This window comes from Dyadobacter sp. CY261 (assembly GCF_021440085.1).
Taxonomy (GTDB): domain Bacteria; phylum Bacteroidota; class Bacteroidia; order Cytophagales; family Spirosomataceae; genus Dyadobacter.
In genome coordinates this window covers 1,360,943-1,386,622 of record NZ_JAKCPW010000001.1, presented here as the reverse complement: position 1 = coordinate 1,386,622, position 25,680 = coordinate 1,360,943, and the positions used below count along the sequence as shown (strand labels likewise).

The window sequence follows — 25,680 nt, the reverse complement described above, 5'->3', positions numbered from 1 at the left end:
ATATAACATACTTAATAAAGACATAGATGAGACAGCTAAAGATCAGTAAGCAAATTACCAACCGTGAAAGTCAGTCATTAGATAAATATTTGCAGGAGATCGGTAAGGTGGATTTGCTAACGCCGGATGAGGAGGTGACGTTAGCTCAGAAAATCAGGGATGGGGACCAGCTTGCTTTGGAACGTTTGACGAAAGCGAACCTGCGTTTTGTGGTTTCCGTTGCCAAGCAATATCAGAATCAAGGTTTGTCGTTGGGTGACCTGATCAACGAGGGTAACCTCGGTCTGATCAAGGCTGCACAGCGTTTTGATGAAACAAGAGGTTTTAAATTTATTTCATACGCGGTTTGGTGGATTCGTCAATCGATCCTGCAAGCATTAGCGGAACAGTCACGTATCGTACGTTTACCCCTCAACCGTGTAGGGTCTTTGAATAAAATTTCCAAAACTTTCTCTGAGCTGGAACAGCGTTTCGAACGCGAGCCATCACCCGAGGAATTGGCGGAAGTACTGGAAATTTCGTCTTCCGAGGTAGTTGATACCATGAAGATCTCCGGTAGGCACGTCTCCATGGATGCACCATTTGTACAAGGCGAGGAAAACAGCCTTTTGGACGTTCTGGAAAACGACCTGGAAGACAAGCCGGATTCGGGCCTGGTGAACGAATCGCTCCGGAAAGAAGTACAACGCGCATTGTGCACGCTTACGCAACGTGAAGCGGACGTGATCGCCCTGTATTTCGGTTTGAACGGCGAGCATGCGATGACTTTGGAAGAGATAGGGGAGAAGTTCAACCTTACCCGTGAGCGCGTGCGCCAGATCAAGGAAAAAGCGATCCGCAGATTGCGCCATGTTTCCAGAAGCAAAGCTTTGAAAACCTATTTGGGTTAATGCATAGTTAAATGCGAACCTTCTAATTACTTTAATAGCCTCTTTCGGGAGGCTATTTTCATTTTCAGACACGGAAAGTTTTTCATGGCTATTTTACAACCCTTAATAGACATGGCCGAAATCTGCTACCGGCAGGGCATCCGGCATGTCGTAATATCCCCGGGCTCCCGGAGCGCTGCATTAACACTAGCTTTTGTGCGCCACGGAGGCTTTCAGGCGCACGTTTGTATCGATGAGCGTTCAGCAGGTTTTATAGCCCTCGGAATGGCCCAGCAAATCGATTCTCCGGTGGTTTTGATATGCACCTCGGGCAGTGCGGTCTATAACTTCGCTCCGGCCGTTTCTGAGGCGTTTTTTCAGCAAATTCCGCTGCTGGTTCTTACGGCTGACCGCCCGAAGGAATGGCAGCATCAATATGACGGACAGACGATCTACCAGACCGGCATTTTCGGCCAGCATGTCAAGCGTTCTTTTGAAGTTTCACCCGATTATCAGCATTCTGATGTTCAATGGGCGATCAACCGTATTACCAACGAGGCGGTTAACCTTGCTTCGATTACCCCAAATGGCCCGGTGCACGTCAATGTGCCCATTCGAGAGCCTTTTTACCCCATCTCCGGGGAAGATTTTCAGCCTTCGGAACAGGTGAGGGTTATCAAAAGACAGATCAACCAACCGGTATGGCCGCAGGGCGAGTGGGAAGAGTTGCTGGACGAGTGGGAGGACGCATCTAAAATCCTGATCGCCGGTGGACAGGGTAAGCCCGACCACGCATTGAATGCAGCTCTCACGCGCATTACGAACGAATGGGATATTCCAGTGCTAGGCGACTGCATTGCGAATCTCTCAGGAAGCGAGGAATTTATCCGTCACCAAGACCTTTTTTTGGGTGCGAAAGAGGCCGAAAACCTCCGGCCCGATCTGTTGATTACCTTCGGAATGTCGTTCCTCTCCAAGGAGTTTAAGCTGTTTATTCGTAAAAACCCGCCTAAATGGCATTGGCATATAGGAGAAGATGCTTTTCTAGCTGATCCATTCCAGTCGGTTACACGGGAAATCCCGGGAAAAGCGCAGCAATTTTTTAGTGACTTATTTGAAAAACTTGACTATCAATCGTTTGTTGAAAATTCGGAACTGGCTCATGACACGTCTTATCATGCATTATGGATGCAAAACGAACGAATAGCGCGACAAAAGAAGCTAGAAACGCTATCAAATCTATCGACGTTCAGTGATTTAACTTTGTTAAGTTCGATGTTTAGATACATCATTTCGGATTTTCAGTTACATATTGCTAATAGTATGTCTGTCCGCTACGCCAACGTGCTGGGTACAAAAAACAACTGGTCAGGCGTGTATGCGAACAGGGGAACGAGTGGGATCGATGGCTGTGTGAGTACGGCAATTGGTGCGGCGAAAGTAAATGGAAAACCCACACTGCTCGTTGTCGGTGATGTGGCATTTCTTTACGACCGGAATGGACTGTTAATTAACAGCCTGCCACAAAACCTGAAAATCGTTATGATCAATAATGCGGGTGGAAACATCTTCCGGATGATCGACGGCCCCGGAAGTTTGCCGGAATTGGAAACGTATTTTGAAACGCGGCACTCGTTTTCCGCGAAGCGTACCTGTGAAGATTCCGGGATTGCCTATTTTCAAGTTTCCGATCTGGCTGAAACGGACGCCACCGTGCAGGCATTCCTGAATGCCGACGGGATCGCGCTACTGGAAGGGTTCACGGATCCCGTCGAAAACAAGCGGGCATGGAAGGCGCTTAAGCACGCAATGCATAACTAAGGCTTATCAGCAACAGAAGTCGGGATTACTGGCAATTCGTCGCAGCTTCCGCAATGGCTAGGGAGTCTTTCAGCACAATTCCCTGTTTCCATATTTTGCAAGCCTCTGGAAGGTTCTTCCGGGCAAGGTACGTTTGTCCGGTCAAACCGTAGAGCAACTCCACAGGCTCTGCGATTTCAATGGCTTTGTTGAATGCTTTCAGGGCTTCGTCGGTGTTTCCTTGCTGTTGATAATAGATGCCCAGGTTGCGTAGTGCATAGCCATTCTCGGGCAACTTTTCGAGTGACCTTTCGATGAGCACCCGCGCTTCTTCGGGCTTGCCGGTTTGCAATAGCGCATAGGCTTTATTGTTGAGTGCATAGGGCTCGGCGGGATTGCGGCTCAGGACCTGGTCGAAATAGGCGATGGCTTGCGGCCATCGTTTGTTCTTGGAATCGATCAGCCCGAGGTTATTCAATGCCTGCGGCTGAGCAGGGTCAAGCGCCACAGCCGTTTCAAAATCCGATTTGGCTTCGGCATAAGAGCCCGTGCGGTAATAAACAGCGCCGCGGTTCACATAGGCTTCAACGTTTGTGCGGCTGAGTTTAAGGGCCAGGTCGTACTCCGCGATGGCCAGTGCAGGGTTACTTCCGGCGTCGAGCAGGTTGCCTTTGATCAGGTGAAAGCGGGTAGAGTCCTGATACTGCTTTGCGATGCGTTCCAAGTCGGCCTTCGCCTCGTTCAAACGGCCCAAATCAAGTGCAGCTTCTGACCGCACGAGATTCGCTTGTACCAAAGTAGGGTCGAGGGAGATCGCTTCTGACAAAATCTCGTAAGCCTCCCCGGTACGTCCCAATTTCAACAAAGTTATTCCCTTGTTGAGATAAGCGTCCGAAAAATCTGCATTTTTGGCAATTGCTTCGTCGTATAGCCTTAGCGCCTCGGCATAGTTCTTTTGGCTTAGCGCCTGGTTACCTTTCAGGAAAAAATCGGCAGCATCCTTTTTATCCTGCCCAGTGCAGCTTAGTAATATTAGTACTAATGATAATAGTACGTGTAAGGTATTCAATTTGAACAACATATAATTAGTAATGGTAAAATACAGTTATGCGGTACATTAAAGATATCCCTAATCCTCACTACAAAATCGCCCTGTATCAGTGGAACAGCAAGTACATTATTAAAATCGAGTCGGGTATGTATGAGCAAACTTACAAAATCGACGATTATGAACTAGCCTCGGCCGACGAGCTTGAAGCATGTATGGATGAGGCTTTCACCAATGCAGTGGCAATACGTTTTGATGAGATGCATACCGATTTTAATGGCACGCTGATACGCCATAATGTGCTTTTTTAGCTCAAACAGCGTATTTCTGACATGTGTAGGTATACGGTTTTAAAGCACTTTTCGTTAGATAGCAAACAATTTTAAGCGGTAAGTGAGGACCAAAATATTCTTTGTCAGGATATGGTAGACCACAAAAACTTAATTCAAAACTCCACCAACTCAGTATCTATGGTTTTTAAACGCAGCGCCTCCACCTTCGGAATGCTTGTATGTGTAGGCGCGTCTTCCGTAGTGGCCCAGAATACGCTTAGTATTACGGAGCCGGAAGCACATTTTCGCAACGGCCTCGAATATTATGCAAAGTCTAACTATGTGGCTGCCAGGCAGGAATTCGGGGATTTTCTGAATTCGCAGGACAAATTGCTCAGCACGAGCGACTACAATAAGGTAACGGCAGAATATTACGTGGCCGTAACCGGACTATATCTCAATTACCCGGAAGCGGAAGTGCAGGTCGACCGGTTTGTAAAGAACCACGCAGAGCACCCGAAAGCACAGCTCATTTACAGCGATCTGGGCAAATATTATTATGAGAATGGTAACTACGAAAAAGCCATTACCTACCTCGATAAAGCGGTGAATGGGACAGGGGCCGGCAAGCTGGAAAGTGCTTACCGGCTGGCCATGTCGTACTATAACACCAAACAGCCGGACCTTGCGCTTCCCTTATTTAATCAGGTAAAGAATGAGGCAGGTTTTGAGAATGCTGGCGATGCCTCTTTCTACGCGGGCGTTATCAATTATCAGAAAAACAATTTTGAAGAAGCTTACCAGGATTTCAAGCGGATCGAAGAGCATCCTTATTATAAGAATGAAGCTCCTAACTGGATTATTTCGTCACTTTACCAGCTTAAAAAGTTTGATGAGCTCTTGCAATACGGCGAGCGGATTCTGGGCCAGCAGCGTGGAAATACCAAGCTGGACGATGTAGCATTGTATGTGGCAGAAGTATATTACGAGAAAGGTGATTATGCTAATGCAGTGAAATCATACGAGCGTTATAAGCGCATGAAGCCGGGTGCTGTTCCCCCATCGGTAGCGTTGCATTACGGCCATGCGCAGTTTCGGAGCAATAATTTTGAAGGGGCGATCAGCTCTCTAAAGCCAATTGGAAATGGCAAGGATTCTGTTTCGCAGTACGCCTCTTATATACTAGGAATCAGTAACTTAAAGACGAATAATTTAAGTAATGCTTTAACGTCGTTCGGTAATGCTTCCTCATTAGACTTCAACCAGGTAGTAAAGGAAGAAGCCACCTATAACCACGCAAAAGTGCAGCTCGAACTCGGCAATAACACGGACGCCGTGAAAGAGCTGAACAGCTACATGACGAAGTACCCGGAAAGTAGGCATACCGAAGAAGCGACGGAATTAGTAGCAGAGGGATATGCCAGCGCAAGCAATAGTAGCGAAGCCATAAGGTACATTGAGGGCTTGAAAACAAAGAATGCTAAAATAAATGGTACGTATCAGAGGCTAACTTATAATCAGGGAGTGACGGATTTTAACGCCGGACGTTTCGAGCAGGCGATTGTTATGCTGGAAAAGTCGCTGAAATTCCCAATCGATCCGGAGTTATACAATTCGGCGACATTTTACAAAGCAGAGTCCATATATGGGTTGAAGAGAGTTGACGAAGCCGCTGTTCTTTATAATCAGATCGCGAAAAATTCCAAAGCAGGCATTTATGCGAAGAAGAGCCTGTATGCGCTGGGATATATCTATTATAACCAAAAGAAATACAGCCAGGCGCTGCCTTACTTCCGCGATTTTACCAATAACATCGAGGGAATGGAGCCGGATATGATAGAAGATGCGCATGCGAGGCTGGCAGATTGCTACCTTGCAGCGAAGAACTACAACGAGGCGATCCGGACGTATGAACAAGTAGCATCAAAAGGCAAAGTGGATAAGGATTATGCCCTGTTTCAGAAGGCCCGCGCTTACGTGTACATGAACCGCGAGGGAGAAGCCAAACGCCAATTCGAGCAGCTGATCAGCCAGTACCCGCAGTCGAAGCACCTTGACAATGCGTATTTCCAGCTTGCGGATATCGATTTTCAAAATCAGAGTTATTCGGCTGCCGTTAAGGGCTTCACGCGTATGATCAACGAAAAGCCCCAGAGCACATTAATCCCGGCTGCATTGTTGCGTCGCGCGCAGTCGTATTACAACTTACAGGTGTACGAGCAGGCAATCGTCGATTTTCGTAAGATCCTGACCGAACATTCCGATTCGCCTTCCGCCGAAAGTGCTCTGGAGGGTATCCAGGAAAGTTATTCAGCTGTGGGGCGCCCAGAAGAGTTCAACCAGGTATTGGGAGTGGTTCGTAAGAACAATCCGGGTAACGAAAAGCTGGAAGGTGTTGAATTCGACAATGTTCGAAACCTCTACTACGCGGAAAAGTATGATAACGCCATTGCCGCATTACAGGCGTTTCTGCAAAGCTATCCCGCGAGCAAGAATCAATACGACGCGACTTACTTTATCGCTTCTTCTTATGATAAGACTAACCGTGTCAATGAAGCACTTCAATATTACAGTAAAGTAGTTCAGCAAAACCGTTCGCAGTTTGTTGGCGCGGCAGCGCAACGTTCAGCAGAACTGGAAATTGGTCGGGGTAACTTTAATAGTGCTGTAACCAACTTCCGCGTGCTCTCGCGTAACGCTGAGAACAAGAAAGACCAGGCCGCTGCATGGACCGGTTTGATGGATACCTACTACACATTAAAGAGTTATGACTCGACGCTCTATTACGCGAAGGAGATCATCAATATGGGGAACATCGTGCCTGGCAGCATTGGCAAGGCTCAGCTCTACCTGGGGAAAGTGCCCTATGAGAAAGGTGATTTGAAAAAGGCAGGCGAAGAATTCAAAAGGATTTCGGCGTCATCCAAGGATGAATTTGGCGCAGAAGCTGCGTATTGGTCGGCTATGGTCCTGCTTAAAGAGAAGAAATATAAGGAAGCCGAAACCGCCATTATCGATTTGGGTAAAAACTTCGAGGGTTACGATTACTGGCGGGCACGCTCATTCATCCTGCTTTCAGACGTGTACCTGGGCATGAACGAGAAAGTACAAGCCAAGGCCACATTGAATTCCATCATTGAGAATTCGGATGACAAGGAGGCTGTTGAGCTGGCCAAGGAGAAGTTGAACAAAATCGAAAAGTAACCCGTGTATCACGGCTGTTTCATTAAACAGAAAAACTCATTATCCATGACGCATTCCAAGTTATTACGTTCTTCGCTGTTTTTGCTCACCCTGGGCTTCTCTTCCCAATTTGCGATGGCGCAACGCGGGGAGATCGAAAGCCAGACTTACGAGGTTCTTAAAGATAAAAGTATAGAATTTGCCCCTGCCAACAGAGTGTTTGATAAAGCACAACCTGTGAAAGGTGAAACGGGCAAGAAAAAGGTTTCCTACGAGATTGTAGACCCCGAAATAAATATCACATCACCAAAGCTGACGCCTGCTGTGGGCGTCGCATCCGACGAACAAGGGCGTAAGGACGAGCCCGATGTGTTGAACAATTACGTTAAAGCGGGCGGTGGTAATTATGGCCGGTTCCTCGGGGAGATATTTGTGGGAGGAAGACCGACGGAAGACCTCGCATTTACCACTCAACTCAAACATCTTTCGGCAGCAAACGGACCAGTTGACGGTAAGAATTCGGCCAATGCAGCTACGAGCTTCAAGCTGGGCGGAAAATATATCCGGTCCAAGTACAAAGTAGACGCTGACTTCAATTTTGACCGCAAAAACTATTATTTCTATGGCTACAAGCCCCAGCCTGATGGCGTGGTGGTTGACCGGGACACTATTCGCCAGACGATCAATCAGTTTGGCTTTAACCTGGGCTTCGAGAACACAGATGCATCGGTGTTGGTGGATTATTCGGTCAAGACCGGCCTGAATTCTTTGAAAGACCGTTACAATGCGTCGGAAATAGATTGGGGTACTAACCTGACAGCGTCGGTACCCATCTCGGAATCTTTCTTTGCAATGCTGGAAGCGGATGCTTACGTAACGCAGCGCGTCGATTACTTCACCTACAACCGCAACCTTTTTCGTGTTAAACCGACATTCAAGTACGTGAGCGACATGTTCTCGGTTTCGGCAGGTGTGAATGCTGTAAGTGAGACAGATAGTCAGCTCGACATTAACCGTACAAAAGCATTTCCTGCAATAAACCTGGATGTAACGCCATTTTCAGGCATTCATATCTTTGCCGGCTGGAATGGTGATATTGTTCGGAATACATTAAAAAGTATGCTGAGTGAAAATCAATGGCTGGGTCCTAATGTATTGATTATGAATACAGAAAAGACGTCAGATATCAGTGCGGGCGTTAAAGGTGAAACCGGTACAGGGATTAACTATGAAGGTAAAGTGGCTTACACTTCTTACCGCAACTTTTATTCGTTCAACAACTCGCTCACGGACACATCGCGCTTCTCGGCCATTTACGATCCGGGTAAGACGAAGGTGCTGACGATTTCGGCACAGGCAGGTTATAATTTCAATGAGTTGTTCAAAACATCTCTTAAAGCGAATTTCTTCGATTACGCGGTGGATAAGGTGGAAGAGCCGTGGCATCGGCCGGACCTTACTCTGAATTGGTTTAATGCCCTTACCATCAGCAAAAAGCTCTTCGTAACAGCCGATTTTTATATGTTGCGAGGTTTGAAAGCGAAAAATTTTCAGACGGGCGAGGTAACCAAATTGCCGGTCATTACCGACTTGAATCTTAAAATCGATTACCTGCTAACCAGGAACTTCTCTGCATTTGTGAACCTGAATAATGTGTTGGGCAAAGAGTACCAGCGTTACCAGTATTACCCACAGCAGGGATTGAACTTTATTGCCGGATTGTCTTTTTCTTTTTAACTTCGCTGAGATAACACCAAACATCGCTTCATGATAGCAGTTGAAACAGTCATCCGAAAACTCATTGGAGAATACGAATTCGTGATCATTCCAGGTTTTGGGGCCTTGCTTTCGCACCAGGTTCCGGCGGTGTATGACAGTAATTCGGGTATTTTCGCACCACCGGTCAAAAGACTGGCATTTAATGAGTACCTGAAACTGGACGATGGGCTGCTGGCAAATTACATTTCGCGTCATGAGAAAGTTACGCATGCCGATGCGGTGGAATACATTAAAGGCTACACCGATCGTCTCAGAACCGGTCTCGATGGAAATGGTGAAGTAAGCATTGCAGGGATTGGCGAATTCAAACAGAACGTTGAAGGCAAACTGGTTTTCGAACCTAACACTGGTAAGTACTTTAAAGACGAGTGGTATGGCTTCGAAAAGATCAAAGCCGTTGTAGCACAAGCAAGACCGGTTGCCGCATCAAACTCCACGCAATATGTAAGTGATGAAGTTGAGGTATTTGAATTGGAAGATGAGGCCAAACCACGTTTCCGCTGGACAGGTTGGGCAGCAGCGGCAATGATCGCCGGTTTGCTTTGTGGTTTGAGTTTTTTCCTGGTTAATACAGAGAACGAATATATTAAGAGCACGTTGAATCCGTTTGCGGAAATGTTCAGCCGGAAAGAAGCTACCGAGACCACTGTTGTTGCCAACGAAGCTGTGCAGGAGGCTGCACCTGCATCAGTGACGGAAACGGTTGTTGTTAAGGAAGATTCCATGCTTGTCGATTCGGTTGTGCATACGCCTGAAATGGCGGCAACTCCAGCCCCGGCAGTAGCAGCGCCGGTTGTTGAAGCAAAGCCTGCCGAAATAGCCTCTGCCAAGTTTTACGTCATCGCAGGTGCCTTCAAAGGTAGTCGGCAGGCAAAAGTTTTGCTCGCTCAGTTAAATGAGAAAGGTTTCACAAAAGCATTAATAATTCCAGGCGATGAAAGGAGCAAGAAAGTGAAAGTGGCAGTGGATGGCTTTGACAATGAAACAGATGCTTACCGCGCTTCGGCCCAGTTGAAATCGGTAATCGGTGAAGCAGGGTGGGTCTTTAAAAAGAAGTAAGGTTTAAAATACAGATATGCAGAATGGAGGTCGGTTGGCCTCCTTTTTTGTTGCATACGTTTTTTGTTACTTTTACGTTTTCCGAAAAGAAAACCCAGATTTTTGACTAAATGATCACATTACAGGCAGAAGACCGGCAACGAATCGCAGTTTCATGGGCGTGGTCCTTCGGGATTACCATTGCGATGTTGGGCCTATTCTTTTTCATCCGACTGAACTCATCACTTCCGAAGACCGAACCGATGGAATTGTTCGTGGAAGTGAATTACGGTACAAGCAAGGTAGGAAAAGGAGATGTTCAGACATTCAACAAGCCTAACAACAGCAAGGTCGCTGAAAACATGAAAGCGGACGCTGACGAGGTTAAAAAAGTAAAGTCGGTGGCTACGCCCAAACCGACACCGCCGACACCGCCTAAAATAGAGTCGCCAAAGCCTGCAAAAACGGTCGCTGAGAAACCCGCGATAACTTCTAAGGAAGAGAGCCCGGTTGAGGCACCGGAGAAGACTGACGTTAAAAAATCGACAGGAAGTGAGAATGCTTCCGCACCTGTTGCAAAGCCAGCCCCTGAAAAAGCTGTAAATAAAGACGCGTTGTTTTCGAAATCGTCAGGCAGTAAGTCGGGTAGCAACGGCACCAATGGTACAAAAACCGGTGTTGGAGGCAACAACAACGGTGATGATGCCGAGGGAGTGGGCGACAAGGGTTCTAAAACGGGAAGCCTTTTTGCAAAAACATACAAAGGTGAAGGCGGCGGCGGCGGTACTAACGTTGGGCTGAACCTTTCCGGGTGGAGCTGGTCGAGAAGGCCTGTTGTGGATGATAATTCCGATGCGACCGGAGATATTACCTTCAAAATTACAGTTGATAAAAACGGCCGCGTCAAAAGCATTATCACACAGAGTACGACGGTGACGGATTATGCGGTTGTTAACAAGTACAAAAGCGCTGTTCGCGACCTTACTTTCGTACCGAAGTCAGCTAATGTGCCCGACGAATCTATCGGTACTATCACCTTCAAAATACGTTCGCGTTAATACTTAAATGACATACCAGGAAACGATCGGATATCTGTATGACAGATTACCGGTTTTTCAGAATATCGGGGCCCGTGCTTTCAAGCCGGGCCTTACTACTACCAGGGAGTTATGTAAAGCCCTGGGTGATCCGCAAGATAAATACCCAACTATCCACGTGGCGGGCACTAATGGCAAGGGCAGCACTTCGCATATGCTTGCGGCAATCCTTCAAAAGTCGGGCTACAAGGTTGGACTGTACACATCGCCTCATTTAAAGGATTTTAGAGAGCGCATACGCGTAAACGGTGCATTTGTACCCGAAGATTTTATTGTAAAATTTGTCGATGATCAGAAATCTAACATTGATAGATTGTCTCCATCCTTTTTTGAAGTGACCGTGGCAATGGCATTCTCCTATTTCGGGGAGGCCAAAGTAGATGTGGCAGTGATAGAAGTAGGCATGGGAGGCAGGTTGGATTCGACCAACGTCATCACGCCGGAGCTTTCGGTGATTACAAATATCAGCTTCGATCATATGCAGTTCTTAGGGGATACACTGGGTAAAATTGCTGGCGAAAAAGCCGGTATAATCAAGGACAACGTTCCGGTAGTGGTGAGTGAGGACCAAAATAATGAAATCAGAGACGTCATGGTTGCTGCCGCCAAAAAAGCAAACGCCTCATTAATATTCGCTTCACGTGTGTATGAGGTAGTATATCAGGGCGTGCGAGAAGGCAAAATGCTCATTGATATTAAAGATAAAGTCTCGGGATCCAGGGTTGCGGAAGGATTGGCCACAGACCTGACCGGTGCTTACCAGTTGAAAAATATCGCGGGAGTCTGGGCTGCGAAGGAAGTTTTGATATCGAAGGGCTGGAAAATATCCGAGGATGCCCTGGCCGATGCATTACAGTCTGTAAGCGCTATCACAGGGCTTAAAGGGCGGTGGCAACAGCTGCGAACGCAGCCTGACGTTTATTGTGATACGGCACATAATACGGCCGGCCTTACCCTTACGCTAGCCCAGTTTGCGAGCGTAAGCAAAGGGGTGAAACGGTTCGTTGTTGGTTTTGTGGGTGACAAGGATATTTCCACAATGCTGTCCCTATTTCCCCAAGACGCAGCGTATTACTTCTGCCAACCATCTAATATGCGTGCATTAAAGGCGAAAGAGTTGCAGTCTATGGCGAGCGAGCATGGCCTTCTTGGCAAGGCATATGAGAACGTGAATGAAGCCCTTGAAGCCGCTATAAATGATTCGTTGCCCGCGGATGCAATCTACGTCGGAGGCAGTACTTTTGTAGTAGCAGACATTAAAAGTTTATAGCGTTTATCAAGTATAATGGCAAGAAGAAAGTTACATCATTACCAGGTCAGTGAACAAGCAAGAAATGTATTGCAGCGGGGAAAGCCGCTTTACTCGGAGATCAAAGGCAATTGGAACAAGCTTTATTTTAAGAATTCCAGTCCGATTGTTGTTGAGCTGGCATGCGGGAAAGGAGAATACACCGTCGGCCTGGGACAAAAGTTCCCGGAAAAAAATTTCATCGGCGTCGATATAAAGGGCGACCGCATTGCCCGCGGTAGTGCGTTGGCCGCGGAATATGACCTTTCCAATGTGGCCTTCCTGCGCGCAGGGATCCAGTATTCGGAGGAATTTTTTGATGAAGGTGAATTAAGCGAGATTTGGCTCATTCATCCCGATCCCCAGGTTCGCGATAGGAATGAAAAAAATCGGTTGACCAATCCCACGTTTCTCGCCCGGTACGCCGCCTTCTTGAAGAAGGGCGGCATGTTTTTCCTGAAAACCGACAGCACGTTTTTGTACGAATACAGTTTGCAGACCATTCAGGAATCGTCTGCTTTCCGGATACTAGAACACACGGACGATCTTTATCAGTCGCATTTGCTCGATGAACACCACGGTGTGCGAACGCATTATGAAGGGATTTTTACTGGCAAAGGCTATACAATTAAATATATTAAAGCTCAATTGTCGTAAAAGTAATAGCCCGTTCCGGCCATTACCGAAACGGGCTATTAAGTATTGCAATATCTGATTACTTGATTAAACTAGCGAAGTAGTAAACAGTTCTTACGAGCTGAGAAACGTATGACATTTCGTTGTCGTACCATGAAACAGTTCTAACTAGCTGAGTATCACCTACCTTTTGAACGCGCGTCTGTGTAGCATCAAATAATGAACCATAGCTGATACCGATGATATCGCTGCTTACAATTTCGTCTTCAGTGTAGCCGAAGCTTTCGTTAGAGGCAGCTTTCATCGCAGCGTTAACTTCTTCAATGGTAGTTTCGCGACCCAAAACGGCGGTCAACTCAGTTAATGATCCTGTCAGGGTAGGCACGCGTTGTGCAGAACCGTCCAATTTACCTTTCAGGGAAGGCAATACAAGGCCGATTGCTTTTGCAGCACCTGTGCTGTTAGGAACGATGTTTTGAGCAGCAGCCCTTGCTCTTCTCAAATCACCTTTTGGATGTGGCGCATCTTGAGTGTTTTGGTCGTTGGTGTAGGCGTGGATGGTAGTCATCAAGCCGTTTACGATACCGAATTGCTCTTCCAGAACCTGTGCCATTGGGGCAAGGCAGTTGGTTGTACAGGAAGCACCACTGATGATGGTCTCTGAGCCATCAAGGATATTGTGGTTAACGTTGAAAACGATTGTTTTCAGGTCACCGGTAGCAGGAGCAGAGATAACTACTTTTTTCGCACCTGCCTTGATGTGTGCGCTTGCAGATTCTGCGCTGGTGAAAAATCCTGTGCATTCAAGAACTACATCAACATCGTGCTGTGCCCATGGGATTTGTGCTGGATCGCGTTGTGCATAGATCACAATGTTTTCACCATTAACCACAACCGAGTTGTCCGTAGACTTAACATCGGCGTCGAAACGTCCTTGCGCAGTATCGTATTTAAGAAGATGTGCTAATACTTTTGGACTGGTCAAATCATTGATGGCTACGATGTCGATGCCTTCCATATTGTAGATCTGACGGTAAACAAGGCGGCCGATGCGGCCAAATCCATTGATTGCGACTTTAACTTTTGACATATCGAGGTAGATTGGTTATTTCAGCCGCAATATTAATAAAAATGTACGCCGATGAAAAGTATTGCGGGAAATATAAACTTACAAGCATTAAAATAGTTTCAACTAATTTAATTAGTAAATAGTCGTTGGATTGCTAAATTTATTAGTAGATCGGTTTTGAAATTTGCTAATTAAAATAGTAGCAATAAGTAGTTGCTTTGTATTGACACGTGGTTCACCTGCACTCTGATTTTGATGGAATATAATAATGTTCTATTATTGTAATAAGTCTTCTGTTATGCTATCAGGTGTATACTAGGTTTAAGAATATATTTCTTTTGTATAACGTAACTAGCTGTAAAACATAGGTTTAAATATTTTTTATTAATTCTATACTTTAACATGAATTTTACTGAACAAATTGAGAGTTACTGGACTAATCGGGAGCTATTGAAAGAAGAGTCTACGAAAAGCTTTATTCGTGATATAATCGAGGAGGTAGACAAGGGGAGGCTGCGAGTAGCCGAGCCAAATGCTAATGGCGGCTGGATAGTTAACGAAGCACTAAAAAAAGCCATCATCCTCTATTTCCCAATCCAGCAAATGCACATTAGCGAAGTCGGGATTTTTGAATACCATGACAAAATGAAACTAAAAAGCGGTTACGAACAGTTAGGCGTACGCGTAGTTCCGCCGGCAGTAGCCAGGTATGGAGCTTACATTTCCAAAGGCGTTGTACTAATGCCTTCTTATGTAAATATCGGTGCATATATAGATGAAGGTACAATGGTTGATACCTGGGCAACGGTCGGAAGCTGTGCACAAATTGGAAAGAACGTTCACCTTAGCGGTGGAGTAGGAATAGGAGGGGTACTCGAACCAGTTCAGGCGGCACCGGTTATTATTGAAGATGGCGCTTTTATTGGCTCACGTTGCATTGTCGTAGAAGGGGCGCGTATAGGTAAAAGAGCTGTTTTGGGCGCTGGTGTAACCATCACCGGCAGCTCTAAGATCATCGACGTAACCGGTAGCGAGCCCGTTGAATATAAAGGATATGTCCCCGAAGATTCCGTTGTAATTCCCGGAACATTGCCTAAGGAGTTCGCGGCTGGCACTTACCATGTGCCTTGTGCCTTGATCATCGGTAAGAGAAAACCAAGTACGGATTTGAAAACATCCCTGAATGATGCACTGCGCGACAATAGCGTAGCCGTGTAGTTGTCAGGAAATTCCACAAATAGCACAATCAGAGTGCGGTATGAAGGTTCATATCGCACTTATTTTTTGCCCAAATCAGAAGTTTACATTTATAACAAGCCCTGAATTGCTGCTTAATTTACAATAATATATTTTTGTAAATTTTAAGTTTACATTTTTATATCTAGTTATTTTGCTCTTCATGGTTAGTGATTTACATTTGTATTTATAAATATAAACCAAGATGGATTTAACAGATAAAATTAAACAGATACTGATTGACAAAAATACCACGCCGTCGCTTTTTGCAGATGAAATCGGGATACAGCGGTCGAGCATGTCGCATATATTGGCCGGGAGGAACAAGCCCAGTCTGGATATGGTACAAAAAATCATTAAGCGCTATCCCGAATTGGGACTAACATGGATTCTGGACGAAGAACCATTGCCAGAAATACAAAATCAACCGCCGTTAGAATCGCGTAAAAGGGTTTTTGCCGCTCCACAGGCCGCGCAGCCAAGTGTCGTCAAAGAGAGATTGCCGGCTTTACCTGAAAAGAAGATCGAAAAAGTGCTTATTTTTTATTCAGATGGCACTTTTCAGGAATTTAAACAAGGGTGACAAACAGCGGGACAGAGATTAAAAATCCTAGCAGTTTACTTCAAAAGGAGCACAGTACCTGTGATTTCGTGTCCAGCAGTCTTGATCACGTAGGGATAACTACCCGCGGACACAGGCGAGTTCTGATAAGTGCCGTCCCAAGGCTGGGAGTAACCTGTGGATTGAAAGATGAGTTCGCCCCAGCGATTATAAATACGTATTTGCTCGATTTGATCACTGGCGTTGAAAATCTCAAACGTATCATTATGACCGTCACTGTTTGGCGTAAAGGAAGTTGGGATATACATGCGTTTTACAAGATAAACTAAAACGCTGTCCTCGGCTACGCATCCATTTAACGAAGTCACCCTAAGATTATATAACTGCTTAGGTTGGACTGGGGAAATCAGCGCAACCTTCTCATCAGTCCCCGACAAAATACCGTCCGGCGGAGACCAAGCAAAGGAGTAAGAAGGCAAGTCCGGCGTTAGGAAGGGGCTGACTGAATCCTTACCTCCCTCGGGGATTCCTTTCTTTTCGGGCAGCGTAACGGAAAACTCTTCACGGCTAATTTCCATAGTATCTTTCCCGGCACAACCGGGCAATTCGTCATCGACTTCTAATATATATATACCCGTCTCCCGCACCGTAAGGCTGGCCCCTTTTTCCTCCAGCTCTATGGAGCCATTCCGCCAGGTTAGCTTTTGCTGCACATCAGCAGCTCCGCCATTTGCCAGCAGAACTATCGAATCGTTTACACAAAGCACTGATTTATTGGAAGATATAACAGCCATCTCAGGCTCTGTATAGGTAGCGTGGACAACCGACGACGTCGTATCACGCGAGCACTTTTTGGTGTAGCTTTTGATTACCGTGTAATTCCCCGAGTCCTTTACTGTAACGCTGGCGCCAGTCGCGCCGGGGATATTGAGCCCGTTCAATTGCCATTGATATGACCAGTCGGTAGAACTATCGGTGGTTAGCTCCACCAACGATTCGGGACAGAAACTAACTTCCGATATTTGCTGGCCATCTTGTTTAATCACCGGCGGCTCGGGCTGATCGTCATTACAATCAATCACGAGCAACTGAAAATCCCTGCGAACCACGCCGATCCGCTTGCCATTCCGAAACTCTTCACATTGTACCGTAAATACATACAGGCCCAACACATTGGTATTCAAAGTCAGAATACCAGATGCGCTGATCCGAAGCGGGCTGCTTCCCGGAATCACATTGGATAAACTCACACCACTTACCCAGGACACCAACGGATAGGAGCTTTTGGGCGACTGGGTTCCTGTTGCCTGGTTCGGGTTTGTATTTCCTCGCATGGGCGTTACCAGGGAGTAACGAAGCTCGTCTCGGTCGGCATCTGTGGCACTCATATTCATCGAAAAAGGCCTGTTAGCGCAAATGTATTGGCCATTGGGAGCTACAAATTCGGGGGATGAATCGATCAGCGAAAGGGGAGGGAATTCCAGGTAAAATACCATTCCGTTATCACCCGGATCTTCTATATTATTGATATCGTCGTTACGGCAACAACGCTCCCAAACAATGAAGTAACCCGCGGGGTCATTGTATTCCGAAGGGTCCAAATATATGTTTCCCTTATAATAACCAATAACTGTCTTCAACGACCTGCTACTCGCGCAGGCGCGGTTTTGATACGTAATCTCATCCGTACTGAGGTATTTGAGTGTTACGGAAGCCTTGTAACTATTGTTGCTTTTCTGATAAATATACAAGGTCGCCTGTGTATCGCGATTGCCGGCTACTGTCGGGGTGGGGATGATAAGATTGTTTTGATCCCAGAACTGGATCAAGGATATTTCAAACTGGCCGGTTAATCCGCCAGGCTTCATTTGCAGCTCGCCACCAACGATATGATTAGCGTAAGTTAACGGTGTAAACCAGATTAACAGCGAAAAAAGAAGAAATCGGAACCGTAGATCTTTCAGCATGCAGTGAGTGATTGGGTTAAGGCCGACGCTCTAAAATAGTCAATTAACAGTATATCATGAGATTAAGAACTCATTAATTTCGCCGTGTGAAGCAATATTTAAATTAATTGTGTCCAGCATACAATTTTCCCGAATTACCGGACAGCACAGGATAGTATGGAATTCAAATACCAATACTATTGCAAAATAATACAATTCGAATCATTAATTGTATATATCAAGTATGATTCGTGATAGGTACTTCAATACCAGCAACTTCCTCCTCCTCTAATTTATTTGAATTTTACTATTCCCTCCGGGCTTTTTCCCCGGGGCTTCTTTCCTGTATGTTCCGCCAAGCTATGCGCCTATGAAGAAACAAAAGTATGAAGCATTACACAGATCCATTTATTAACTATTCCAATCCTAAATGTATGAATCAACCTCGACAATTAAGATTTGACACCAGCCTGCGATCGTTCCGCAAATTGATGCTTAGCCAGGTGTTAATGGGTGTAGCGCTCGCCGGGTCCTATCAGACCAAGGCTGCCATTGCCACAACAGAAACTCACATTTCTGCTACCGTCGACCGGCCACTTGCCGGGAAAGTTTCCGACGAAAACGGCACCGGCCTCCCGGGTGTCAGCGTGGTCGTGAAAGGTTCCAGTACCGGAACTGTCAGCGATGCCGATGGCCGTTACTCGATTAATTTACCGGAAACAGGCAGCCCGGTTTTAGTTTTCTCTTTCGTCGGGTACGTACCAAAAGAGATTACAGTGGGAAATCAGACGTCGCTGGACGTTCAATTAGCTGTGGACAACAAAGCATTGGAAGAAGTAGTCGTGGTGGGTTATGGTACCCAACGCAAGCGCGACATTACATCTGCGGTATCCGTGATCAGTATGGAAGATATCGGGGAGGTTCCTAAATCAAACGTGACACGGATGATCCAGGGCCAAGCACCCGGGGTTATTATCAAACAAAAAAGTGGTACGCCAGGCCAGCAGTTTGAAGTAAAAGTCAGGGGTATCAGTTCATTGGGGGCTGGCAGTGATCCATTGTATGTAATTGACGGCTTTCCAGTGGGTATTTCGGTCGGTCAAAATCTCAACCCTAATGACATCGAGACCATTTCCATATTGAAAGACGCCGCCTCGACAGCTATATATGGAGCGCGTGGTTCCAATGGGGTGGTTCTGATCACAACAAAATCTGCAAAGGAAGGTAAAACAAATCTCAGCGTTTCTTTCGATTATGGTATTCAGAACGTGCCGGAATCGAGAAAGACCAAGGTATTGAACGGGCCTGACTTCGCACAATTCCTTCGGGAGGTTTACATTGGCCGCTACGTGCTGAAAAACAATGTTCAACCGACCGAGGAACAGATCCCCATCGACTTTCGTAATCCGGCAGACACGAAGTACTCCACAAACTGGTTTGATCTGATCTTGAACAACAATGCGCCTTACAAGGACGCCAACTTAACATTATCGTCCGGAAAAGGACCGATCAAGTCGGTGGTTTCGTTGGGTTATTATAAGGAAGACGGCGCATTGCAGTACACCGGTTACGACAGGGCATCCGTTCGGACCAACCTTTTCGGGGAGGTCAACAAGTACATCTCGATGGGTGTAAATGTGGCCGGAAGCTACTCTAAATCCAGCCTGGCGAGTACCGACGGCCGCAGCGCTTTGGTCGGCCTTGCGCTGATCAGCGATCCTCGGCGGCCTGCATACGACGAGAAGGGCGAACTGATTCCCTATCATCTCGGTGTTGGTGATATTTTTGGTTTTCCAAATCCTTTATATGTACTCAAAAATGTGAGCCGCAACCGCAACATCGCCGATGTACTGGCCAATGGTTATATCGAGCTTACGATTTTGCCGGGCCTGAAATTCCGTTCATCGGTAAATGCGAAAATCAATTATAACACCTATAAGGAATATGTTCCCTCAACGATCGGGAACGCCATTGCAACGCTTGCTAATGGCGCCCCGCCGCGGCTTGCCACGGAGCGCGACGATTCGGAGGAGTTGCGGAACTATGCTGCCGACCAGTTGCTCACCTATAACCTGAATATCGGAGAAAACCATCACCTCGACGCCATGCTAGGGTACACAGCACAGCAGGAAGTGGTAAAAGGGCTCTACGGTTCGGCCAATACATTTCCCGACGATCTGACGCCCTATCTCGGCAACGGCTCGATCCGCTCGTCTAACTCCATTGAGCGGAAATGGACAATGATCGCCTATCTGGCGAGGTTCAACTATTCATTCAAAGACAAATACCTGCTTTCGGCCACCTTCCGCCGCGAGGGAAGTTCACGGTTTAGCGAAGGACACCAGTTTGGCAATTTCCCTGCGGCATCCATAGGCTGGCGCCTTTCCGAAGAACAGTTCATGCCGAAAGCCGCGTGGCTCAACGACCTGAAACTGCGGGCCAGCTGGGGCATGACCGGCAACAACAGCTATCAGGTAAGCGCCAACAATAATTTTGGTATAGGACAAAATGCGGGCGACGATGGCAACTACGCCAGTTTACCATTCCTTGGGTTGAACAATTACATATTTAACAACACATTGGCTTCGGGCAAGACGGTAACCCGTTTCGCCAATCCTGAACTTACCTGGGAGAAATCAAAGCAGACCGACATAGGTTTCGACCTATCGACATTCGATAACAGGCTGGTTTTCACATTTGAATATTATAAGAAAATCACCGACGACATGTTACTGCCGTACAGCATTCCCGCCGTTTCTGGTTTTACGTCTACGTTAAAGAATTTGGGCAAGGTTCAGAACCAGGGGATCGAGCTGGCTGTCAACTACCGCATGAGAATTGGGCAGGTCAATCTTCGTACTAACGCGAACATTACTTTCAACAGGAACAAGGTATTGGCAATCCGCGGACAGAACGACTTCCTTTTATATGGAAGTCAATACGGCGGTTACAATATCCAGCAGGTTGGACGTCCCATTGGTATGATCTTCGGTTACAAGAAAATTGGCATATTCAACACCCAGCAGGAGATCAACGAATCACCGTTACAAGAAGGGGCAGTTCCCGGTGCGATGAAGTTTGCCGACTTGCACGGAGCAGCAGATGGCGGTCCGGATGGTATTGTGTCTTACGACACGAAGGATATGACCGAAATTGGTAATCCAAACCCCAAATTCAACTGGGCGTGGACAGTAGGTGGCGATTACAAGCGGTTCGATTTCAATGTATTGCTGATGGGCGCTTATAAGTTTGATGTTTACCGGAATATCGAGGCCTCGACGATGAACATGGATGGCGTATTCAACGTGCTTGAAAAAGCAAAAGACCGTTGGCGTTCACCTCAAAATCCAGGCCCAAATCCAGACGATAAGCATTCGCAGGGCGGGACCGACTATTTCAAATGGTCACGCGAGAGCAGCGACCGTTACGTTTACGACGGCACGCATACCTGGCTCAAAAATGTCACAATCGGCTATACCTTACCCAAAGTAAAGGGGGTACTTTCCGATGCAAGGATATTCATTAACGCGGCAAACCTGCTGATTATCACCAAGTATCCCGGAAACAACCCGGATGCCGGCGTAAGGGGTGGCACGGAACTCAACAACGATGACGAGTCATACCCTGTGCCGAGAACGTATTCAGCTGGCATCAAGATCAACTTCTAAATCGCATTAAGATGAAAAGAATAACAGCAGCCGGGATGATTCTCCTGGGAACGCTTATGTCTTCGTGCAGCGAAGACTTCCTCAACCAGTCGGATCCGACGAAGGTTGGGGTGAATTTGTTTTACAAAAATGAAGAACAGGTAAAACAGGCATTGAATGGCGTGTATGGTGGCGTGCAAAGCCTCACTAACACAGCTTACCTGTTTGGAGAGTTCCAGACAGACAATACCACGGTAGACCTTAATCCGGCCGACCGCGGTGGCGCCGGAAGTTGGGAGGCATTTGAATACGGGACGGTCAACTCCGGCAATGGCGAAATCGCCAACTTGTGGAATGGCTATTACTCCGTGCTGTACAACTGCAACCTAACGCTGGAAAAAATGGTCGATGCAGAAATGAGCGAAACAGGCAGAAAAGAAATAGAGGCGCAGCTTAAATTCCTGCGGGCATATATGTATTTCAATCTGGTGCAGTACTTTGGCGGTGTTATCATCGTAACATCCACACTTTCTGTTCCGGATCCGGCTTTTGACCTGGTAAGGTCAACCGAAGCCGAAGTTTGGGCGCAGATAGAAAAGGATCTGAAAGAAGCCGCAGCTGCATTGCCTGACAAATATACCAATGCCGCAGACAAGGGCCGGGCTACAAAGGGTGCCGCACTGAGCTTGCTTGGCAAATCGTATCTCACCCAGAAAAAGTATGCTGACGCCGTGACCACATTGAAACAGGTAACGGCACTCGGCTATGCATTGAATGCAAACTACGCGGACAATTTTGACCCTGCGCCGAGCAAGAAAAATGGTCCGGAGTCGATTTTTGAAATACAATACCAGGGTGATAATGATCTTGGTGAATGGAGCAATTTTGAATACGTATTCGCCCCACGGGTTTCCAAAGGGGCCGTAACAGGCTATGCAGCAGGCACGAACGGCGGCCGGAACGTTCCGACCAATGATATTATGGCCACGTATGAAAAGGGTGATTTGCGAAAAGACATTTCGTTGAAACCTGATTTCACGCTTGATGGGAAAGTTTATCCGGTGCCTTATGTATTCAAATACAATTACGCGCACACGATCGTGAACCGGACCAATACCAATTGGCCGGTACTACGCTATGCGGATGTACTGCTAATGTTGGCCGAAGCCATTAACGAGCAGTCGGGCGCCACGGCAGAAGCATTGGCTTATCTCAATCAAATCCGCAAACGCGCAGGCCTGGCTGACGTCGCCATTGCCGACAAGGTTGCTTTCAGGGCCGCTGTTTTGAAAGAAAGACGACTTGAACTGGCATTTGAAAATCATCGATGGTTTGACCTAAAACGGACCAAAACGCCGGCAGAATGGGTCGCATTTATGAATGCCCACGGCGCACGGGAACGTGCGAAACCGACAGTAGACCGTGGTAATGTGCCATTCAACTCGACAGACTATGTCTATACCGAGAATGAATATGTCCTGCCATTGCCTGCCCCGCAAATTCTGATCAATCAAAAATTGACTCAGAATCCGGGCTACTAAGGTGACAGAGCCTTTTAATGCACAGGAGAGACATGGACAATATGTCTCTCCTGTTAAATTTTATAACTAATCCACGAAACAAATCGTTACAGATCTGATAGATATTTCGTAATTGAGTCAGTTTTATATAAAATATTTAAGAAAATCATGAATATTTATCATTTATAGCAAGACAGAACAGGATACTATTAATCTGAACGCATTTTAGTATTGTATGATATTGCGGAATGTCGCCGCCGATATTCCTGAACCACTAACCCCTTGAACTGTGTTACTCCAAGCAACGGAAACTTTTTGGCTTTGGCAATTTTTAGGACGATTGCACCCCTTACTGGTCCATTTCCCCATTGGACTGCTTTGCATCGCATTGCTTTTTGAACTCATTGACTGGAAACACAAATCCACTGTCTTACGGGACGGCACGCGCATTATCACGTGGATCAGCGCGGGCAGTGCGGTAGTGGCTGTGATCTTCGGCTTACTGCTCGCCAGCTCCGAAGATTCCAGTGGCACTAACCTCGAAATACATCGCTGGGCCGGCATCGCAACCATGGTGCTTTCGCTGGCCACGGCATTTACACTGCGCTCAGGCAGCCGGAGCCTCTTCCGTGGGCTGCTGCTGACAACGGTATTCGGCGTTTCGTTCGCGGGGCATTATGGTGCCATGCTAACCCATGGCGACGATTACCTGTCGAGTGTGTTGCCCGGCGGCGAGACCCTGGAGCCGGAAGGCGATACGGAAGCCGATTTCGTACTGACTAATAACGGCGCATTAACCCCCGAACAAATACAAAATCTGAATGTGGAAGTCAGGACCATCCTGGCGCATAACTGTTACAGTTGCCACAGCGAAACCAAAATGAAGGGCGACTTACGTCTCGACAGCAAAGAAGCGATCATGAAGGGCGGTGAGAATGGAGTAGTGGTGGTTCCCAGCCATCCCGACAAAAGCGAACTGATCCGCCGGATAACACTTCCAAAAGGCGATAAGGAAGCAATGCCCACAAAAGGCAAACGCCTTACCGAAAAAGAGGTTAAAATTCTCCAATTCTGGATTGAGAAAGGAGCTCCCTGGCCGGATGGCAATGAAAAGAGCATTTACCGTGTGGCAGAACTCGCACCGCGTACGCCTCAGGTACCGGCGGCTACGGGTGATCTGAATAAGCCCGTTGATCTTTTCGTAAATGCCTACTTCCAAAAAAACAAAATCAGCTGGAAACCGGTTGTGGATGACCGCGTTTACATCCGTCGCGTTTACCTCGACATTGTGGGCCTGCTCCCACCACCCGAAAAAATCGAAGCATTCGTGACTGACAACCGCGCCGACAAACGTGAGTTGCTTGCAAAAGAACTTTTAGCACAGAACGACGCATATGCACAGCATTGGATGACATTCTGGAACGACGCGCTCCGTAATGATTACGACGGCACGGGATACATTACAGGCGGGCGATTCGGTATTTCGAAATGGCTTTATGCCAGTTTACAAAACAACAAGCCATATAACTGGTTTGTCAAAGAGCTGATCAGCCCTGATAAAGAATCCGAGGGCTTCGTGAAGGGCATCAAATGGCGGGGCACGATCAATTCCAGCCAGCGCACCGAAATGCAGGCTGCTCAGAATGTGGCGCAGGTATTTCTTGGGTTAAACCTGAAATGTGCTTCATGCCACGACAGTTTCATAAGCGACTGGAAACTGGCAGACGCTTATGCATTCGCCAACATTTTTGCCGACACATTACTCGAAATTAACCGCTGCGACAAACCGACCGGTAAGATCGCGGGTACCCGTATTCTTTACCCCGAACTGGGAGAGATCGCTGTCAATACGAGTACTGAAAAACGGCTGCGCCAGCTTGCCGATTTTCTCATCCAGCCCAAGGACGGGCGATTGTACCGCACGCTGGTCAACCGCGTATGGGCGCAATTGATGGGCCGTGGTATTGTAGAACCTGTGGACGCGATGGATAACCTGCCGTGGAGCCAGGATCTGCTCGACTGGCTGGCTTCCGATTTTGTAGCGAATGGTTATGACATCAGAAGACTTATCTATACAATCGTAACGTCGAAGACCTACCAGTTGCCGTCCACGTCCGTCAAAGAAGCCGGCGACATTGTGGCCAATGACTATAAGTTTACCGGCATGGTTCGAAGACGACTCACTGCCGAGCAATTTGCCGATGCAATCAGTACGGCCTTCACGCCGATGTATGCGGATACCGCGCTTGCTGTGAAAAAACTACCCGAGGACATTCGGTCGCGTTTGCCATTTCCCCGCGCAGCCTTTGTGAAGAACGATCCATTCCTCACTTCTCTGGGTCGGCCAAATCGCGAAACCGTGAGCACCAGCCGGACGTCGCAAGCCAACTTATTGCAAGCATTGGAACTGACAAATGGTTCCAAATTTACCGAGACATTAAAAGCCGGTTCCAAAGTCTGGAAGTCGCAATATCCCACATCCGACTCTCTCGTCACCGCGCTTTACCGTAAGGCGCTGGGCCGCTCGCCGGTTCCGAAAGAGCTGGCAGCAGCAAAGAAAATACTTGGACCGGCCCCGAACGAAGAAGGGATCCAGGACCTTGTTTGGGCCATCGCACTTGTGCCCGAATTTCAATTGATATATTAAATGTAATGTACTTATTAGCGATACTTACAGTATGAAATGAATA

The 25,680-nt window shown here is 47.1% G+C and carries 17 protein-coding genes and 1 pseudogene; 15 read left to right on the top strand and 3 right to left on the bottom strand.

What is annotated here, in order from left to right; genetic code table 11:
• Positions 1-26 precede the first annotated feature (26 nt).
• Both LZD49_RS05480 and menD read left to right on the top strand, forming a co-directional pair.
• Positions 27-890, top strand: coding sequence for an RNA polymerase sigma factor RpoD/SigA (locus tag LZD49_RS05480; RefSeq protein WP_015810559.1), 864 nt, complete (start codon positions 27-29; stop codon positions 888-890).
• Positions 891-1,001: 111 nt separating this feature from the next.
• Positions 1,002-2,690, top strand: coding sequence for a 2-succinyl-5-enolpyruvyl-6-hydroxy-3-cyclohexene-1-carboxylic-acid synthase (menD, locus tag LZD49_RS05475; RefSeq protein ID WP_234666311.1), 1,689 nt, complete (start codon positions 1,002-1,004; stop codon positions 2,688-2,690).
• 25 nt (positions 2,691-2,715) lie between these two features.
• Here the strand turns inward: menD and LZD49_RS05470 are convergent, their stop codons facing one another.
• Complete coding sequence (locus tag LZD49_RS05470) at positions 2,716-3,750, bottom strand: tetratricopeptide repeat protein (protein WP_234666310.1); 1,035 nt, start codon at positions 3,748-3,750, stop codon at positions 2,716-2,718.
• 26 nt (positions 3,751-3,776) lie between these two features.
• Here LZD49_RS05470 and LZD49_RS05465 point away from each other — a divergent pair, with 26 nt between their 5' ends.
• The 7 genes from LZD49_RS05465 (at position 3,777) to trmB (ending at position 13,031) form a co-directional block, all read left to right on the top strand.
• A complete protein-coding gene (locus LZD49_RS05465; RefSeq protein WP_234666309.1) occupies positions 3,777-4,028 on the top strand; it encodes a hypothetical protein in 252 nt (83 codons plus the stop codon).
• 159 nt (positions 4,029-4,187) lie between these two features.
• The gene (locus LZD49_RS05460) at positions 4,188-7,193 is read left to right on the top strand and encodes a tetratricopeptide repeat protein (RefSeq protein WP_234666308.1); all 3,006 of its coding nucleotides are present in this window, start codon (positions 4,188-4,190) and stop codon (positions 7,191-7,193) included.
• Positions 7,194-7,238: 45 nt separating this feature from the next.
• Positions 7,239-8,909: a TonB-dependent receptor gene (locus tag LZD49_RS05455; protein WP_234666307.1), complete on the top strand. Its 1,671-nt coding sequence runs from the start codon at positions 7,239-7,241 to the stop codon at positions 8,907-8,909.
• 30 nt (positions 8,910-8,939) lie between these two features.
• Positions 8,940-10,010 (top strand): SPOR domain-containing protein, encoded by a 1,071-nt coding sequence (locus LZD49_RS05450; protein ID WP_234666306.1) that lies wholly within the window; start codon positions 8,940-8,942, stop codon positions 10,008-10,010.
• Between the two features lie 110 nt (positions 10,011-10,120).
• A complete protein-coding gene (locus LZD49_RS05445; RefSeq protein WP_234666305.1) occupies positions 10,121-11,047 on the top strand; it encodes a hypothetical protein in 927 nt (308 codons plus the stop codon).
• 7 nt (positions 11,048-11,054) lie between these two features.
• Complete coding sequence (locus LZD49_RS05440) at positions 11,055-12,356, top strand: folylpolyglutamate synthase/dihydrofolate synthase family protein (RefSeq protein WP_234666304.1); 1,302 nt, start codon at positions 11,055-11,057, stop codon at positions 12,354-12,356.
• 15 nt (positions 12,357-12,371) lie between these two features.
• Complete coding sequence (trmB, locus tag LZD49_RS05435; protein WP_234666303.1) at positions 12,372-13,031, top strand: tRNA (guanosine(46)-N7)-methyltransferase TrmB; 660 nt, start codon at positions 12,372-12,374, stop codon at positions 13,029-13,031.
• Positions 13,032-13,089: 58 nt separating this feature from the next.
• Here trmB and gap read toward each other — a convergent pair whose 3' ends face one another.
• On the bottom strand, positions 13,090-14,100 hold the full coding sequence (gene gap / locus LZD49_RS05430) for a type I glyceraldehyde-3-phosphate dehydrogenase (protein ID WP_234666302.1): 1,011 nt from the start codon (positions 14,098-14,100) through the stop codon (positions 13,090-13,092).
• A gap of 381 nt (positions 14,101-14,481) precedes the next feature.
• On the opposite strand from gap, the gene LZD49_RS05425 reads away from it, so the two are divergent.
• The 3 genes and pseudogenes from LZD49_RS05425 (at position 14,482) to LZD49_RS35990 (ending at position 15,898) form a co-directional block, all read left to right on the top strand.
• Positions 14,482-15,297: a 2,3,4,5-tetrahydropyridine-2,6-dicarboxylate N-succinyltransferase gene (locus LZD49_RS05425; RefSeq protein WP_234666301.1), complete on the top strand. Its 816-nt coding sequence runs from the start codon at positions 14,482-14,484 to the stop codon at positions 15,295-15,297.
• A 223-nt stretch (positions 15,298-15,520) separates the two neighbouring features.
• Positions 15,521-15,640: pseudogene (locus tag LZD49_RS35995) on the top strand (XRE family transcriptional regulator); the annotation flags it as partial.
• Between the two features lie 15 nt (positions 15,641-15,655).
• Positions 15,656-15,898, top strand: coding sequence for a hypothetical protein (locus tag LZD49_RS35990; protein ID WP_234666685.1), 243 nt, complete (start codon positions 15,656-15,658; stop codon positions 15,896-15,898).
• Positions 15,899-15,933: 35 nt separating this feature from the next.
• Here LZD49_RS35990 and LZD49_RS05410 read toward each other — a convergent pair whose 3' ends face one another.
• Complete coding sequence (locus LZD49_RS05410) at positions 15,934-17,844, bottom strand: gliding motility-associated C-terminal domain-containing protein (protein WP_234666300.1); 1,911 nt, start codon at positions 17,842-17,844, stop codon at positions 15,934-15,936.
• A 413-nt stretch (positions 17,845-18,257) separates the two neighbouring features.
• Here LZD49_RS05410 and LZD49_RS05405 point away from each other — a divergent pair, with 413 nt between their 5' ends.
• The 3 genes from LZD49_RS05405 to LZD49_RS05395 all read left to right on the top strand — a co-directional run bounded on the left by LZD49_RS05405 (position 18,258) and on the right by LZD49_RS05395 (position 25,637).
• Positions 18,258-21,491: a TonB-dependent receptor gene (locus LZD49_RS05405; protein ID WP_310590469.1), complete on the top strand. Its 3,234-nt coding sequence runs from the start codon at positions 18,258-18,260 to the stop codon at positions 21,489-21,491.
• A gap of 11 nt (positions 21,492-21,502) precedes the next feature.
• A complete protein-coding gene (locus LZD49_RS05400; protein ID WP_234666299.1) occupies positions 21,503-23,011 on the top strand; it encodes a RagB/SusD family nutrient uptake outer membrane protein in 1,509 nt (502 codons plus the stop codon).
• 319 nt (positions 23,012-23,330) lie between these two features.
• Entirely contained in the window at positions 23,331-25,637 is a 2,307-nt protein-coding gene (locus tag LZD49_RS05395; RefSeq protein ID WP_234666298.1) for a DUF1549 domain-containing protein, read from the top strand.
• The last annotated feature ends 43 nt before the right edge of the window (positions 25,638-25,680 follow it).